Here is a 16213-nt window from a genome sequence, read left to right as displayed (position 1 = left end):
CTAGAAATGAAGAGGTGTAAGGAAAGAACCGAGGCGCGCGGCGCCGCGGCGGGTCACAGGTCCAGGCCCACGCCGATGCCGGCCGAGGACTCGCCGCTGCTGAAGGCGCCGCCCAGGCTGAAGGAGGCGCGCGCGCCGATCTTCCTGGCGTAGCCGATCGACAGCGCCTGCTGGCCGCCCTGGAAGCCGGCGCCGACCGACACGCGCCCGCGCGGGCTCTGCGTGCCGGCGGCGTTGACTGCCATGTTGAGCATCGCCGCGCTCATCGCGCCCAGCTTGTCCATGCGCCGGTCCATGCCGTCCAGGCGATGTTCGGTGTCGGTGCGCAGCTGCTCGAAGCTGTCGTCTAGCGCGGTGATGCGGGTATTGGTGTAGGCATTGGCGCTGCTCAGGGTGGCGCTGTCGCCGGCGCGCATCTGCGCCACGTTGGCCGCATCGGTGCCGGCGCTGCCGGCGGCGACGTTGGCGATCTGGCGTTCGTTGCCGCTGCTGCCCACCGAGACGGTGTTGGCGCGATCGGCGACCGAGCCCTGGCCCAGAGCGACCGCATTGTTCGCGGTGACCGATGCGCCCTGGCCGAGTGCGGTGCCGGACGCGGAACCGACGCTGGCGCTCTCGCCCACCGCCACCGCGTTGGTCGCGACCGCCGCGACGCGGGCGTTGGCGCCGACCGCGGTGCTGCCGTCGGCGTTGACCTTGGCATTGGCACCGACTGCGGTGTCGTTGGGGCCATAGGCCAGTGCCTCGGCGCCCATCGCCAGGCCGTTTTCGCCGTTGGCGGTGGCGCCGGAGCCGACCGCGACCGCATTGGTGCCGGTGCCGGTGCTGGGCGCGGTCACCTCGCCGCCGCTGCCACCGCCGACACTGATGCCTCCTGAGCTGCCAGAGCTGCCGATGGCGTTGATGCGGCTGTCGAATCCGGTCAGCGCGGTGTCGATCGCCCCCATCGCCGAGCCCAGGTCGGTGTAGTGCGTGCCCTGCACCAGATAGTTGCCGCCGATCAGGTTGCCGTTGGCGTCGACCACGCTGCCGGCGCCGAACGCGGCGGCGACATTGCGCAGCTGCGCCAGGTTGACCGCGTCGGTATCCATCGTGCCGGCCGCCAGGTTGGTGAGCTGGCGCTCGGCGCCCGCCGCGCCGATGGACACGGTGTTGTCGCGTTCGGCTACCGAGCCGGCGCCAAGCGCCACGCTGCGGTTGGTGATGACCTGCCGGTCGTCCACGAACTGCGAGTTGCCGACACGCGCGCCGGGGCCGATCGCGATCGACTGGTCGCCGAACACGTCCGCGCCGGTGCCCATGGCGATGCTGTCGTAGAACAGCACCGGGACATCGCGGAAGAAATCGCCGTTCCACACCATCGCCGCGCCGATCGCCAGGCTGCGGGTGCCGCCGGCCCAGGAGCTGTCGCCGAGCGCGGTGGCGCCGACGCCGCCGGCGAACGCCCCCTGCCCGAGCGCGGTGCCGTTGTCGTTCTGCGCAAGGGCCTGCGGGCCGATCGCCACGCTGCGGGTGCCCCAGGCGTGCGCGCCGTTGCCGAAGGCGGTCGCCCACTCGGCGATGGCCTGGCTCTGCGCGCCCACCGCCACGGCGGCGTACTGGTTGGCCAGCGCGGTGGAACCCACGGCCACGGTGCGCTGGGAGCTGGCCTCGGCCAGCGCGCCGACCGCGGTCGCGTTGTAGGCGGTGGCCAGCGCGCCGCCGCCCAGCGCGGTGGACAGCGGGCCGGTGGCCTGGGTGGCCTGCAACTGCATTCCCTGGGAGCCGAAGCCGTCTTCGCCCACGTCGACGATGCCGCCGACGGCGACGCTGGAGCGATCGCTGGCGATCGCGCCGGCACCGGCGGCCACGTTGTACTTGCCGCTGGCCTGGGCGCCGGCGCCCAGCGCGGTCGCCGCAACGCCCGTGGCGGAGGTCTGCTGCAGGATCACCATGCCGTCGGGCACGTACGAGAAGTCCAGGTCGAGCACGCCGCCGACCGCGGTGGTGGAGATTTCGGTGGCCAGACTGTTGTGACCCACCGCCAGCGCATGATTGGCGTAGCTGACCGCGCCGGCGCCGAGCGCGACGGTGCCGGTGCCGACCGCGGAGGCGGCCTCGCCGGCCGCCAGCGCCTCTTCGCCGTCGGCATAGGCGCCGGCGTCGCTGCTGTCGCTGCCGGTGGCCTGCAGGTAGAAGTCGGCGCCGCCGGCGGCTGCCGGCGCCGCGTCGGTCGCCGCCGCGGCCTGCGCTGCGGTCGCCGCTGCGGCGCTGGCGGCCTGCGCCATGGCCGGCGTGGCCAGGCACAGCGCGCAGGCCAATGCCAGTACGCTGTGGCCGCGGGTGGGCGTTGCGCCGGCAACGATGCGACGGGTCGGATGGCGGGCGGCGGTGCCGCGCATGGCAGTGCGTTCGTTCATGGCGATCTCTGGCTGCGTGAAACGTCGAGGCAAAAGGTGACGTCGGCGGCGCGCAAGCGCCTCCGCATCGGTCAGGAGGGGTCTGGGAGACGCGCCGCCGTCCCCGGGCGCGTTCCGTAACACGAACTTAGGCCGGCGGTCATTGGCTTGTCACCTGCAAGTTCTCGCATGATCATCATCGAAATCTCACTGAACCAGGTCCGGAGCAAGGCAGCATCGTGAAATCGTTCTGGACCTGGCTCGGCCGGGCGCCGCTCACCGACGAGGTGGACCGGCGCAATGCGCGCGTGATCCAGCTGCTGCTGCTGTTCCTGGCGGTGACCATTCCGGCCACGCTGGCGGTGGCCCTGGTGCTGGCGTGGCCGCAGTTGCGCGGACAGGCGGTGCCGCCGGGCCTGGTCGTCTCGCTGACGATGAGCCTGCTGATCGGCGTCTGCGCGGGCATCGGCTTCGTGCGCGTGCGCCAAGGCGCGTTGCGCGGCGCCGTGCGGCTGGTGCTCGGGGCGATGCTCGGCTCGCTGCTGGTCAATGCCGCCATCCATGGGTTCCAGAAACAGCTGCCGGACCAGTTGGCGCAGATGCTGATGCTGATCCTGGCCGGCCTCGTGCTCGGGCGCCGCGCGCTGTGGATGACCTTTGCGGCCTTGTTGCTGATGCTCGGCGTCGGCGTCGGCCACGATGCGCTGCTCGAACTGACCGACACGCCGGCGCAAGCGTTCTACAACGTGCTGCCGGTGTTGTTCAGTTACCTGCTGGTGGCGGCGCTGCTGGACCGCACCACCGAGGCGCTGCGCGAGAGCCTGCGCGAGTCCAACGCGCGCGGCCAGCGCCTGCAGCAGGAGATGCTGGAACGCGAGCGCGCCCAGGCGCAGCTGATCCACGCGCAGAAGCGCGAGATCACCGAGCGCATGGCCAGCGGCCTGGCCCACGATTTCAACAACATCCTGGCGGTGATGTCCGGGTTCGCGGCCGCGCGCCACGACGACGACGCGGCCAGCGCCGCCGAGCGCATCGCGCAGCTGGAGGACAGCCTGGCCGCGGTGGAGGAGTCGGCCGGGCGCGGCATGGCCGTGGTGCGCCGCCTGCTGCGCTTCAGCCGCCGCGACCCCGAGCACGTCGAGCGCTTCGACGCCGCCGCCGCGGTGGCGGCGCTGCAGCCGATGCTGCGGCAGTTGCTGGAAGCGCGCATCGTGTTGCGCTGCCAGCTGCCCGCGGCGGCGGCGCCGATCCGCTTCGAACGCAGCCAGTTCGACCTGATGTTGTTGAATCTGGCCTCCAACAGCCGCGATGCGATCGCCGACCGCGGCCATTTCGACATTGCCGTCTCGCGCGAGGACGGCTGGACCGTCATCGAGATCGCCGACGATGGCCAGGGCATGACGGCGGACGTGGTGGCACGGGCGTTCGAGCCGTTCTACAGCACCAAGCCCGCCGACAGCGGCACCGGGCTGGGCCTGGCGGTGGTGCGCGATCTGGTGGTGCGCGCCGGCGGGCGGATCCAGGTGCACAGCGAACCCGGCGCGGGCACCCGTTTCCGCATCGCCTTGCCGGATGCGGATGCGATGGGCGGCGCGGCGCCCGTTCAGCCGGAGGGATCGAGGATGTAGCCCTTGCCGTGCACCGCCGCCAACGGCAAGGCGACGCCGCAGCGGCGCTGCGCCTTGCTGCGCAGGCGGTGCACCATGGAATCGAGCCGGTGCGCGTCGAAGTCGTAGACGCGGTCGGTCAGCGCCGCGATCAAGGCTTCGCGCGGCACCAGCAGGCCGGGCTGCTCGAGCAGGCGCCGGCACAGGCGCCGCTCGCTCTCGGTCAGGGCGGCGGCCGCGCCGGACGGGGCCAGCAGGCACCAGCCGTCCTCGCTCAGCTGCCAGCGTCCGCGCGCCGGTTCCGGCGCCGGACTGCGCACCAGGCGCCGGGTCAGGCTGTGCAGGGTCGCGGCCAGCAGGTCGATCTCCACCGGCTTGGACAGGTAGGCGTCGGCGCCGCCGGTGAGTCCGCGGATCCGGTCCTCGGTCTGGCCCAGGCTGGTCAACATGACGATGCCGATGCCGGGGTGCCGCTGGCGCAGGTCGCGGGCCACGGTGAAGCCGTCGGTATCGGGCAGGCCGACGTCGAGCACGACGATGTCGGTGGGAGCGGCCTGCAGCTGCGCCTGCAGTTCGGCGCCGGTGCCGCAGCCGCGGGGATCGAAGCCGAAACGGCGCAGGCCCGGGAGCAGGATGCGCTCGCGCAGCATCGGATCGTCCTCCAGGACCAGGACGCGCAGGGCGGCGGCAGCGGAATGAGCATTCATGCGCCGGCGCAGTGTAGCCGCAGCGGGTCGCTTGCGCCTGCCGGTGCCGGCCGCCGGTCCTTACGTGAAGCAAACGCACGGGCTGCCAGACTTGCGGTTTCCCTGCGAACGGCGGACCGGATGGCTTCACGCATCGAAGACTACGCCATGCTCGGCAACTGCCGCAGCGCGGCGCTGGTGGACAAGCACGGTTCGATCGACTGGCTATGCCTGCCGCGCTTCGATTCCGACGCCCTGTTCGCGGCGCTGCTGGGCACCCCCGAGCACGGCCGCTGGTCGATCGCGCCGCAGGGCGAATTCCGCAGCACGCGCCGCTACCGCGACGGCAGCCTGGTGCTGGAGACCGAGTTCGAGACCGACGATGGCGCCGTGGCGGTGCTGGACTTCATGGTCGCCAGCCAGGACAACGTCCCGCACAACCACGTGGTGCGCATCGTGCGCGGCCTGCGCGGGCGGGTGCCGCTGCGCATGGAGCTGCAGCTGCGCTTCAACTACGGCCGCACCATTCCCTGGGTGTCGCAGATCGACGGCGGCCTGCAGGCGATCGCGGGCCCGGACCAGATCGCGCTGCGCAGCCCGCAGCCGATGCACGGCCACGGCTTCGCCACCGAGGCGGAGTTCGCGCTGGAGGCCGGCGACAGCACCTGGTTCGTGCTCAGCCACGGCGCCTCGCACCTGGAACTGCCGCCGCCGCTGGCGCCGGAACAGGCGCTGGAGCAGACCGAGGCGTTCTGGCACGGCTGGTCGCACCGCTGCGTGCACGCCGGCCCGTGGACCGAGGCGGTGCGGCGCTCGCTGGTGGTGCTGAAAGGCCTGAGCTACCTGCCCACCGGCGCGATCGTCGCCTCGCCCACCACCTCGCTGCCGGAGCGCCTGGGCGGCGAACGCAACTGGGATTACCGGTTCTGCTGGCTGCGCGATGCGGTGTTCACCTTGACCGCGTTGCGCGCGGCCGGCTATTCCGACGAGGCCGGCGCCTTCCATGGCTGGCTGCAACGCACCGTGGCCGGCTCGCCGGACCAGCTGCAGGCGCTGTACGGCATCGGCGGCGAGCGGCGCATGCCCGAATGGGAGGTGGACTGGCTGCCCGGCTACGAAGGCGCGCTGCCGGTGCGCGTGGGCAACGCCGCCGCCGGCCAGTTCCAGCTCGACGTGTACGGCGAGGTGATCGCCGCCTTCCACCGCGCGCACAAGGAAGGCATGCCGACCGCGGTGCACGGCCGCTCGCTGGCGCGGCAGCTGCTGGAAGTGCTGGAACAGCGCTGGCGCGAGCCGGACGAGGGCATCTGGGAGATCCGCGACCAGCGCCGCCATTTCGTGCATTCCAAGGTGATGGCCTGGCTGGCGTTCGACTGCGGCGCGCGCGACGGGGTCACCGACGCCGACGCCGCGCAGCGCGCGCACTGGCGCGCCCTGGCCGACGAAGTGCATGCGCAGGTGCTGGCGCAGGGCGTGCACCGCGATGGCTATTTCGTGCAGAGCTACGGCAGCGAGCGGCTGGACGCGGCGACCCTGCTGATCCCGCTGGTCGGCTTCCTGCCGGCGGACGATCCGCGCGTGGCCGCCACCGCCGACGCGATCGCGCAGCAGCTGAGCATCGACGGGCTGGTCGAGCGCTACCGCGCCGACGATGCCAGCGGCGACGGCCTGCCGGCGGGCGAGGGCACCTTCATCGCCTGCAGCTTCTGGCTGGTGGAGAACTACGCGCTGCTCGGCCGCGGCGCGCAGGCGCGCGCGCTGTTCGAGCGCCTGCTCGGCCTGTGCAACGACGTCGGTCTGCTGGCCGAAGAATACGATCCGCGCAGCGGCCGCATGCTCGGCAACTTTCCGCAGGGCTACTCGCACGTGGCACTGGTCCACGCCGCGTTGCGCCTGCATGGCTTACTCGGCGAACAGGAAACCCATCCATGAGCGATGCGACGCAAGCGACTCCGCCCTGCCTGATCGTGGTCTTCGGCGCGCGCGGCGACCTGACCCGGCGCCTGGTGCTGCCGGCGCTGTACAACCTGCGCCGCAGCGGCGCGCTGCCCGACCAGTTCGCGGTGATCGGCGTGGACCACGGCGACATCAGCGAAACCACCTGGCGGCGGCTGCTCGGCAACGCGCTGCACGGCCTGATCGCCGACCGCGACGCCGAGTTCAAGGCCGACGGCCTGGACGAAGAGGTGTGGGGCTGGCTGCGCTCGCGCCTGCACTACCTGCGCGGCGATTTCGCCGACGCGGCCACCTACCGCGCGCTGGGCGAGGTGATCGCCAAGTACGACGCGCAGTACCAGACCGGCGGCAACGTGCTGTTCTACCTGGCCACCGCGGCGCGCTTCTTCGCCCCGGCGATCGAGCAGCTGGGCGCGGCCGGGCTGGTCAAGCAGCGCGCCGACGGCGGCTGGCGGCGGGTGATCGTGGAGAAGCCGTTCGGCCACGACCTGCAGAGCGCCAAGGACCTCAACGCCATCGTCGGCCGCGTGCTCGACGAGGACCAGGTATTCCGCATCGACCATTTCCTGGGCAAGGAGACGGTACAGAACATCCTCGCCTTCCGGTTCGCCAACGGCCTGTTCGAGCCGGTGTGGAACCGCGACCGCATCGACCACGTGCAGATCACCGCTGCCGAGACCATCGGCGTGGAAGGGCGCGGCGGCTTCTACGATCCCACCGGCTGCCTGCGCGACATGGTGCCCAACCACCTGTTCCAGCTGCTGGCGATGATCGCGATGGAACCGCCGGCGGCGTTCACCCCCGCCTCGATGCTGCGCCGGCGCGCCGAGGTGATCGAGGCGGTGCGGCCGCTGGCCCCGGGCGACGTGGTGCGCGGCCAGTACGCGGCCGGCGCGATCGGGCGCAACGCGGTGCCCGGCTACCGCGAGGAGGACACGGTGCCGGCCGATTCCAACACCGAGACCTACGTGGCGATGAAGCTGCAGGTCGATACCTGGCGCTGGGCCGGGGTGCCGTTCTACCTGCGCACCGGCAAGCGCCTGCGCGAGCGCACCACCGAGATCGCGATCCGCTTCAAGCCGGCGCCGCTGGCGCCGCTGCGCAGCGCCGAGATCGGCGGCTACGGCCCCGACTGGCTGGTGCTGCACATCCAGCCCGACGAAGGCATCTCGCTGCAGTTCGACGTCAAGCGCCCGGGCGCGCGCGTGAGCCTGGCGCCGGTGCGGATGGATTTCCGCTACCGCGACTGGTTTCCGAAGGAATACACGGTCGGCTACGAGCGCCTGCTGCAGGACTGCATGAACGGCGAGGCCGGCCTGTTCCAGGACGCGACGATGGTCGAGGCGGCCTGGCGCATCGTGCAGCCGATCCTCGACGCGTGGCAGGGCTCGGCCGACGAGGTGGCGCAGTATCCCGCCGGCAGCGCCGGCCCGGCCGCCGCCGACGCGCTGCTCGCGCTCAACGGCGGGCACAGCTGGCGCACCCTGACCGCCGGCCGCCGCCCCCCGCCGCGGCGACCGGCCGAAGCCGGCGCCGAGGCCAGGCCCGCGGCGCCGGCGAAGCGCGCGGCCGCTGCCAAGCCTGCCTCCAAGGCCAGGGCGACCGGTGCGGCCAAGTCCAAGAAGGCCGCATCGTCCAGGCAGGCGGGCGCGCCGACGAAGGCCTCGGCGGGCAAGAAGGCGGCCGCATCGACGAAGGCCGGCGCGTCCACGTCCGGAAAAGCGAGCAAGCGGGTGGCGAAGAAGCCGAAGGCGGGCAAGCCGGCGGCAGACAAGGCGACCGCAACCGCAGCCAAGCGCCCGGCGACGAAGCGCTGAGCCGTCATGGTCTCCTGAGCTGGCGCAGTTGATGTCGAAGACAGCCGGCGGCGAGCGCCGGCTGCAGTCGGGACTGAAGTCCCTCCCACAGTGCACCCGGACCGCAGGTCGCGAGTGCTGCACGAGCCACCTGCTCGCAACCCTGTAGGAGCGGCTTCAGCCGCGACGAACGAAGCGGGGAGTCATCGAATGTCGGGACCTGTTACGGCCGATGGCCCAAGGCAGCATCCACAGCGCATCCGGCAAGCCGATCGCAAGCCCCGTGGCGCGGCGCCAGTCGCGACAAACGCGGCGGTGGAATTACCCGCTGCGGGATCCTGTCGGGGCTGAAGCCCCTCCTACAGGAGCTGCAGCCACTCGCAAACCCTGTAGGAGCGGCTTCAGCCGCGACGAACGAAGCGGCACACTCGCCAGCTTCGGATCCTGTCAGGGCGGGATGGTCCAAGGCCGGCCCCTTTCACAGCGCACCCGGCAAGCGATCGCAAGCCCTGTGGGAGCGACTTCAGTCGCGACGAACGCAGCGGTGGAGTCACCGGCTGCGCATCCTGTCCGGGCCGAAACCCACCCACACCCTCCGACGCCGCGCAGCCGAAACCCTACGCTTCGCGCTGCACCACCGGCGCAACGCCCTCGGCCGCATCCCCAGGCGCCTCGCTCACGTCCGCCTCGAACAGCTGCATCAGATCCGCGCGCGCATCGCGCGAGGTCTGCACCACGGCCGCCTCGTCGTCGTACACCAGGTGTTGCGCGCGCAACAGCTGCTCGTCGTGCTCGCGGAAGCGGGCGATGCGGTCGCGGGCGGTGTCCGCGCTCAGGCCCAGGCTCAGCAGCACCTTCTCGCTCAGTTCCAGGCTGGAGGCGAACACCTCGCGGAACGGCTCGGCGCCCAGGTCCATCAGCCGCCAGGCGTGCTGGCGGTTGCGCGCGCGCGACAGCACCTGCGCCTTCGGATACAGGCGGCGGATCAGCCGCGTGGTCTTGATGTTGGTCTCCGGATCGTCCATCGCCACCACGAAGATGCCGATGCTGTCGCTGCCGGCCGCGCGCAGCAGGTCCGGGCGGCTGGGGTCGCCGTAGTAGATCTTGTTGCCGAAGCGGCGCAGGTCCTCGACCGTGTCCGGGTTGTGCTCCAGCGCCACGAACGGGATGCGCTGCGCGGTCAGCAGGCGCGCCACGATCTGGCCGAAGCGGCCCATGCCGGCGATCAGCACCTGCGCGCGCTGCTCGTCCACGGTGTCGTAGCGGGCGGCCGCCGGCGGCGCGCGCTTGGCCTTGGCCGCGTCGCCGCCGTCGAGCAGGCGCTGGATGCCGATCAGCAGCAGCGGGGTCAGCGCCATCGATACGCCGACCACCGCGACCAGGCGGTCGTGATTGGCGTCGTCGAGCAATCGCACGCGCTGCGCCTCGGTGAACACCACGAACGCGAACTCGCCGCCCAGCCACAGCAGGCCGCCCAGCAGCAAGGCGCTGCGCAGCGGCAGCCGCGCCACCCGGCCGATGCCGACCAGCAGGCTGAACTTGACCAGCAGCAGCGTGGCCACGCCGCCGGCGATCAGCCACGGCTCGGCGACGATGCGGTCCAGGTCGATGCCCATGCCCACGGCGATGAAGAACACGCCCAGCAGCAGGCCCTGGAACGGCTCGATCTGCGCCTCCAGTTCGTGCCGGAATTCCGAATCGGCCAGCAGCACGCCGGCCAGGAACGCGCCCAGGCTCGGGCTCAGCCCGGCCTTCTGCAGGAACCACGCATTGCCCAGCACCACCAGCAGCGCGCTGGCGGTGAACACCTCCGGCATGCGCGTGCGCGCCACCATGCGGAACAGGTGGCGCAGCACGAAGCGGCCGCACAGCACCACCACCGCCAACGCGCCGAGCGCCTGCGCCACCTCGGGCCAGGTCAGGGTGTCGTTCTTGGCACCGCCGAGCAGCGGGATCGCGGCCAGCAGCGGAATCGCGATCAGGTCCTGGAACAGCAGGATCGCGAACCCGAGCCGGCCGTAGTCGCTGTTGAGCGCCTTGCGCTCGGCCAGCAATTGCAGGCCCACCGCGGTGGACGACAGCGCCAGCGCCAGGCCCACCACCAGCGCGCTCTTCCAGTTCAGGTCCAGGCACAGCAGCAACGCGCCCAGCGGCAGCGCGGTCAGCGCCACCTGCGCGGTGCCGGCGCCGAACACCGCGCGCCGCATCAGCTTCAGCCGCGCCGGCGACAGTTCCAGGCCGATCAGGAACAGCAGCATCACTACGCCGATCTCGGCGGCGTTGAGGATGCGCTCGGTGTCCTGCACGAAGCCCAGCCCGTCCGGGCCCAGCACCACGCCCGCGGCCAGGTAGGCCAGCACCGCGCCCAGGCCCAGGCGCTTGAACACCGGCACCGCGATCACCGCGGCCAGCAGCAACACCAGCGCCAGCTCCAGGCCGCCGCTATGCATGAGTCGTCTCCATCCCAATAGTATGCAGCCGCTGCACGACGGTCCGCTTACCCCGGATTGGGGTGGGCGCAGGCGCGGGCTTGCGGCGCCGCCCCGGGGGCCGTGGGATGCCGGGTGGCTTCGGGGCATCGGCTCCGACAGGGCGCGATGGCGGCAGGCGCCTCCACTTCGTTCGTCGCGACTGAAGTCGCTCCTACGGGCTTGCGACCAAGCCCCCGGCTGCCTGCAGGAGGGGCTTCAGCCCCGACAGGATCGGACGCCGGACCGTTCGCGGCGGCGCTCGTCCCGGTTGGAACCGCTCCTGCAGGCGCGCGATGGGCCGATGGGGGCACTGACGCAGGGCCTCCGGGCGATCTCGGGTCATCGCCCCGACCGGGTTCGGTGCCTGGAAACGCACCGGCCTGCGTGGTTGCGGCCGACGCCGCCCGCCCGGCAGCGCGGCCACCGCGATCATCCCCGCGCCAGCATCACCCGTGTACCGTTGTCGCACCGCTTGCCCGTCCCGCGTCCCCGCCATGAGCACCTACCACCTGCAGTCCGTGTTCCGCCCCGCCTCGGTCGCCATCGTCGGCGGCAGTCCGCGCGAGCGCTCGGCCGGGCGCGCGGTGGTGCGCAACCTGCGCGCGGCCGGCTTTCCCGGGCAGATCGGCTGGGTCAGCCCGCGCTACCGCGAGATCGACGGCGTGCCCACCGTGCGCCGGCTCACCGATCTGCCGTGGGTGCCGGACCTGGTGGTCATCACCGCGCCGGCGCGGATCGTGCCGCGCATCGTCGCCATCGCCGCACGGCGCGGCGCCGCCGCGGCGATCATCCTCACCGCCGGCCTGGGCGAAGGCCCGGGCTCGGCCGCGGCGCGGGTCGAGGCGGCGGCGCGCGCCAAGGGCCTGCGCATCCTCGGCCCGCACTGCCTGGGGGTGATCGCCCCGCACGCCAAGCTCAACGCCAGCATCGCCGCGCACTGCCCGCAGCCGGGCGACCTGGCGCTGGTCTCCGAATCCAGCGCCATCGCCGCGGCGCTGGTGGAGTGGGGCGTGGCGCGCTCGGTCGGCTTCTCCGCGGTGGTGTCGCTGGGCGATGCGCTGGACGTGGACTTCGGCGACCTGCTCGACTACTTCGCCACCGACTACCGCACCCGCGCGATCCTGCTGTACGTCGAACACATCCGCGACGCGCGCAAGTTCATGTCCGCCGCGCGCGCCGCGGCGCGCGCCAAGCCGGTGGTGGTGGTGAAGTCCGGCCGCCAGCTGCGCATCGATCCCAACGCCGACACCCACGTGCAGGCGCTGGCCAGTTCCGATGCGGTCTACGGCGCCGCCTTCGCCCGCGCCGGCCTGCTGCGGGTGCGCGCGCTGGACGAACTGTTCGCCGCGGCCGAGACCCTGGGCCGGCTCAGCACCTTCCCCGGCCGGCGCCTGGCCATCCTCAGCAATGGCGGCGGCGTCGGCCGCCTGGCGGTGGACAAGCTCGCCGACCTCGGCGGCACCCTCGCGGCGCTGTCGCCGCAGACCCTGCAACGGCTGGAACAGGCGCTGCCGCAGGAGTGGTCGCACGCCAACCCGGTGGACATCGTGGTCGACGCCGACGGCGAGCGCTACGCCGCCGCCGCCGAAGCGCTGCTGGCCGATCCGGAGAACGACGCGGTGCTGGTGGTCAACGTGCCGACCGCGTTCACCTCCTCGGCCGACGCGGCGCAGGCGCTGACCCGCACCCTCGGCCTGCGCCCGCGCCACCATCGCGACAAGCCGGTGTTCGCGGTGTGGCTGGGCAACGACGAAAGCGCCACCGCCACGCTCAACGCCGCGCACATCCCCACCTACGCCACCGAGGCCGACGCGGTGCGCGGCTTCATGCACCTGGTGCGCTACCGCGAAGCGCAGGCCGCGCTGATGGAGACCCCGCCGAGCCTGCCGGAGGATTTCGCGTTCGACGCGGCCGCCGCGCGCGGCATCGTCGACGCCGCGCTGGCCGCCGGGCAGACCTGGCTGGACCCGCTGGCCGCCACCCGCCTGCTCGCCGCCTACGGCATTCCCACCGCACCGGTGGTGCATGCCGCCGACGCCGCCGAGGCCGCGCGGGTGGCCGCACCGATGCTGGCCGAGGGCCTGGCGGTCGCGGTGAAGATCCATTCGGCCGACATCCCGCACAAGTCCGACGTGGACGGCGTGCGCCTGAACCTGGTCAGCGCGCAGGCGGTGCAGGACGCCGCCGAGGGCATCCTCGCCCGCGCGCGCGCCGCGCGCCCGGACGCGCGCATCGACGGCGTGCTGGTGCAGCCCACGCTGCTGCGGCCCAAGGCGCGCGAACTGATCGCCGGCATCGCCGACGACCCCACCTTCGGCCCGGTGATCGTGTTCGGCCGCGGCGGCACCGCGGTGGAGGTGATCGACGACAAGGCGCTGGCGCTGCCGCCGCTGGACCTGCGCCTGGCCCACGAACTGATCGGCCGCACCCGCGTCAGCCGCATCCTCAAGGCCTACCGCGACGTGCCCGCGGCCGACGAGCGCGCGGTGGCGATGGTGCTGGTCAAGCTGGCGCAGCTGGCCGCCGACCTGCCGGAGGTGCGCGAACTGGACATCAACCCGCTGCTGGCCGACCGCGACGGCGTGATCGCGGTGGACGCCCGCGTGGCGGTGGCCCCGTCGCGGCGCCTGCACAAGGGCCGCGGCCACCCGCGCTTCGCGATCTTCCCGTATCCGAAGGAATGGGAACGGCGCATCGTGCTCAACGACGGCGGCACCGCCTTCGTGCGCCCGGTGCGCCCGGAAGACGACGCGCTGTTCCGCAGCTTCTTCGCCCGCGTCACCGACGAAGACCTGCGCCTGCGCTTCTTCCAGGCGGTGAAGCACTTCAGCCACGAATTCATCGCCCGCCTGACCCAGCTCGACTACGCCCGCTCGATCGCCCTGGTGGCGATCGAGCCCAGGACCGGCGACATGCTCGGCGCGGTGCGCCTGCACGCCGACGCCGACTACGACCGCGGCGAATACGGCATCCTGATCCGCTCCGACCTCAAGGGCCACGGCATCGGCTGGCAGCTGATGCGGATCATGATCGAATACGCCGGCTGGCTCGGCCTCAACGTCGTCGAAGGCCAGGTCCTGCGCGAGAACCGCACCATGCTGGCGATGTGCGAACACCTCGGGTTCAAGGCCACGCCCGACCCGGAGGATGCGACGCTGATGGATGTGGTGTTGCCGGTGGGGAAGGGGTGAGGCGTGGTTGTCGGCGGTGGCGACTGGGAATGACATGAAGCGAGCGGCTGCGTAGCGGCGCACTGCGACGAGGCGCTACGCTGTTGGGACTCGCCAGGATTCCTATGGCGGTGTTCAGCAAATCGTGCTTGAGGATGACGCTATCCAACCGTGGTGGTAACGGATGAGGGCGTGTGGAACTGCTGCTGACAGTCGCGTTTGTGCCCCTTTCGGTATTCGCAGGGGTTCGCATCTTTCGGGGACTCAGACCGCCGAAGCACAGGCCGTTGACCTTCATTGTCGGCGGCACTTTCACGCTGATCCTGGGTGCAATGAGTGGCTTTGCCCAGCGCTCGAACCTGCAGTCCGGATCCATCGACTTTGATGGACGCTACCTGGATGTCCATGCCACCTCCGCACAGCAGCCCGTGGAGTATTGGTTGGCGGTGCTCATGCTCTATGCGGTGTCGGTGCTGATCGCCGGCTTCGGATTGGCACTGATCGGTTTGAGCTTCCGTAAAAGGATGGAGGACGGCCCTTAGCAGCACGCAGGACGGTGCCGCGTATGGTCCGCATGGTCGGCGCGGTTGCCGCCGCAACGCTGGCGCGCCGGATACGCACCCAGGGCACCCTGCGGCTGTCGCGCAGCAGCCAGTCCGCGCGTGCGTGGCATGGTCCCGGTCGGCGCCGACTCGTGGTCGGCGGCGGCCGTCGCGATCGTCGTAAGGCCCGGCCGGCCGCCACGTGCCGGCCGCACCGCCGATACGGCAGCGGTCGCCGCGCCCTGGCAGAATCGGCACGCGCCGCCACCGCTGGCGCTGCGCCAGGGGACACCGCATGTCAGTCGTCGAGCCTTCGCCGATGTCCGCGCCGGGACGCGCCAGGCACGTGCTGGGCGTGTTCCTGCGCCTGGGGCTGACCAGTTTCGGTGGCCCGCTCGCGCACCTGGGCTACTTCCGCGAGGAGTTCGTGCGCCGCCGCGGCTGGCTGGACGACGCCGGCTTCGCGCAGCTGCTGTCGCTGTGCCAGGTGCTGCCGGGCCCGACCAGCAGCCAGCTGGGCGTGGCGATCGGCTGGCAGCGCGCCGGCTGGCGCGGGGCCTTGGCCGCGTTCGCCGGCTTCACCCTGCCGTCGGCGCTGCTGATGTTCGCGCTGGCGCTGTCCGCACCGCGCTGGCTGTCGCATCCGTTCGGCGCGGACCTGCTGCACGGGCTCAAGCTGGTCGCGGTGGTGGTGGTCGCGCATGGCGTGTACGCGATGGCGCGCACGCTGGCGCCGGACCTGGCGCGCGCGCTGCTGGCGCTGGCGGCCGCGCTGCTGGTACTGGCGCTCGACCGCAGCTGGGGCCAGCCGCTGGTGATCGCGCTGGGGGCGCTGGCCGGGATCGCCTGGTGCCGGCCGCCGCCCGTCCAGGCCACAGCCGTCGCGCCATGGCGCTGGCGGCGCGATGTGGGCGCGTTGTGCGCGCTGGCGTTCTGCGCGCTGCTGGCGGCGGCGCTGTGGGCATCCATGCACGCCGCGGCGGCGCCATCGCCGGCAGCGTGGGCCGCGGCGTTCTACCGCGCCGGGGCGCTGGTGTTCGGCGGCGGCCACGTGGTGTTGCCGCTGCTGCAGCGCGAACTGGTTGCCAGCGGCTGGATGTCCGCGGACACGTTCCTCGCCGGCTACGGCGCGGCCCAGGCGATGCCAGGCCCGATGTTCGCGTTGGCCGCCTACCTGGGGCCGAACGCCGGCAGCGGCATCGCCCCGGGTGCGGGAGCGGCGTTGGCGCTGGCGGCGTTGTTCGCGCCGGGCCTGCTGGCGTTGGGCGCGGCATTGCCGCTGTGGCAGGCGCTGGCCGGGCACCGCGCGGTGGCGCGGGCCCTGGCCGGCATCAATGCCGCGGTCGTCGGCCTGCTGGCCGCGGCGCTGTACGACCCGCTGTGGCGCGACGGCATCCGCAGTCCGCCGGACCTGCTGGTGGTGGCACTGGGTCTGGTGTTGATGGCGCGCCTGCAGCGCCCGGCGCTGTGGGTCGTGGCCTGGTGTGCGGCGGCGACGTTCGGCCTCGGCGCCTTGGGGCGATAGGCCGCAGGCGATGGCCGCAGCCGGACATCGCCCACGTTATCGTCGGCGCTAGACAGGAATGCGTCTTCCCTCCGAGGTGGCC

The 16213-nt window shown here is 72.1% G+C and carries 9 protein-coding genes; 6 read left to right on the top strand and 3 right to left on the bottom strand.

The window, feature by feature from the left end; translation table 11 throughout:
* Positions 1–53: 53 nt before the first annotated feature.
* On the bottom strand, positions 54–2399 hold the full coding sequence (locus OCJ37_RS20055; protein WP_263111437.1) for a YadA family autotransporter adhesin: 2346 nt from the start codon (positions 2397–2399) through the stop codon (positions 54–56).
* Positions 2400–2617: 218 nt separating this feature from the next.
* Between OCJ37_RS20055 and OCJ37_RS20050 the strand changes: the two genes are divergently transcribed.
* Positions 2618–4006, top strand: a complete 1389-nt coding sequence (locus tag OCJ37_RS20050; protein ID WP_263111436.1) for a sensor histidine kinase — start codon at positions 2618–2620, stop codon at positions 4004–4006.
* Here OCJ37_RS20050 and OCJ37_RS20045 read toward each other — a convergent pair.
* A complete protein-coding gene (locus tag OCJ37_RS20045; protein ID WP_263111435.1) occupies positions 3982–4692 on the bottom strand; it encodes a response regulator transcription factor in 711 nt (236 codons plus the stop codon). The two genes, OCJ37_RS20050 and OCJ37_RS20045, sit on opposite strands and share 25 nt — an antisense overlap.
* A 120-nt stretch (positions 4693–4812) precedes the next feature.
* On the opposite strand from OCJ37_RS20045, the gene OCJ37_RS20040 reads away from it, so the two are divergent.
* Positions 4813–6603, top strand: a complete 1791-nt coding sequence (locus OCJ37_RS20040; protein WP_263111434.1) for a glycoside hydrolase family 15 protein — start codon at positions 4813–4815, stop codon at positions 6601–6603.
* Complete coding sequence (zwf, locus tag OCJ37_RS20035; protein WP_263111433.1) at positions 6600–8444, top strand: glucose-6-phosphate dehydrogenase; 1845 nt, start codon at positions 6600–6602, stop codon at positions 8442–8444. The genes OCJ37_RS20040 and zwf overlap by 4 nt, the downstream gene beginning before the upstream one ends.
* A gap of 596 nt (positions 8445–9040) precedes the next feature.
* Here the strand turns inward: zwf and OCJ37_RS20030 are convergent.
* Positions 9041–10873 (bottom strand): monovalent cation:proton antiporter-2 (CPA2) family protein, encoded by a 1833-nt coding sequence (locus OCJ37_RS20030; RefSeq protein WP_263111432.1) that lies wholly within the window; start codon positions 10871–10873, stop codon positions 9041–9043.
* 515 nt (positions 10874–11388) lie between these two features.
* On the opposite strand from OCJ37_RS20030, the gene OCJ37_RS20025 reads away from it, so the two are divergent.
* The 3 genes from OCJ37_RS20025 to chrA all read left to right on the top strand — a co-directional run bounded on the left by OCJ37_RS20025 (position 11389) and on the right by chrA (position 16131).
* The gene (locus tag OCJ37_RS20025) at positions 11389–14085 is read left to right on the top strand and encodes a bifunctional acetate--CoA ligase family protein/GNAT family N-acetyltransferase (RefSeq protein ID WP_263111431.1); all 2697 of its coding nucleotides are present in this window, start codon (positions 11389–11391) and stop codon (positions 14083–14085) included.
* Between the two features lie 173 nt (positions 14086–14258).
* Positions 14259–14606, top strand: coding sequence for a hypothetical protein (locus OCJ37_RS20020; RefSeq protein WP_263111430.1), 348 nt, complete (start codon positions 14259–14261; stop codon positions 14604–14606).
* Between the two features lie 295 nt (positions 14607–14901).
* Positions 14902–16131, top strand: a complete 1230-nt coding sequence (gene chrA, locus OCJ37_RS20015; protein WP_263111429.1) for a chromate transporter — start codon at positions 14902–14904, stop codon at positions 16129–16131.
* The last annotated feature ends 82 nt before the right edge of the window (positions 16132–16213 follow it).

Origin of the sequence: Xanthomonas sp. AM6 (genome assembly GCF_025665335.1) — a bacterium.
In the GTDB taxonomy this organism is placed as follows: Bacteria; Pseudomonadota; Gammaproteobacteria; order Xanthomonadales; family Xanthomonadaceae; genus Xanthomonas_A.
Note: the sequence above shows the minus strand (reverse complement) of the source record. Positions and strands in the feature narration are given on the sequence as shown.

Bases quoted from the DNA above. Each gene is read 5' to 3' on its own strand.
- OCJ37_RS20055 (WP_263111437.1), bottom strand. From the start codon at position 2,399: ATGAACGAACGCACTGCCATGCGCGGCACCGCCGCCCGCCATCCGACC.
- OCJ37_RS20045 (WP_263111435.1), bottom strand. From the start codon at position 4,692: ATGAATGCTCATTCCGCTGCCGCCGCCCTGCGCGTCCTGGTCCTGGAG.
- OCJ37_RS20040 (WP_263111434.1), top strand. From the start codon at position 4,813: ATGGCTTCACGCATCGAAGACTACGCCATGCTCGGCAACTGCCGCAGC.
- zwf (WP_263111433.1), top strand. From the start codon at position 6,600: ATGAGCGATGCGACGCAAGCGACTCCGCCCTGCCTGATCGTGGTCTTC.
- OCJ37_RS20030 (WP_263111432.1), bottom strand. From the start codon at position 10,873: ATGCATAGCGGCGGCCTGGAGCTGGCGCTGGTGTTGCTGCTGGCCGCG.
- OCJ37_RS20025 (WP_263111431.1), top strand. From the start codon at position 11,389: ATGAGCACCTACCACCTGCAGTCCGTGTTCCGCCCCGCCTCGGTCGCC.
- chrA (WP_263111429.1), top strand. From the start codon at position 14,902: ATGTCAGTCGTCGAGCCTTCGCCGATGTCCGCGCCGGGACGCGCCAGG.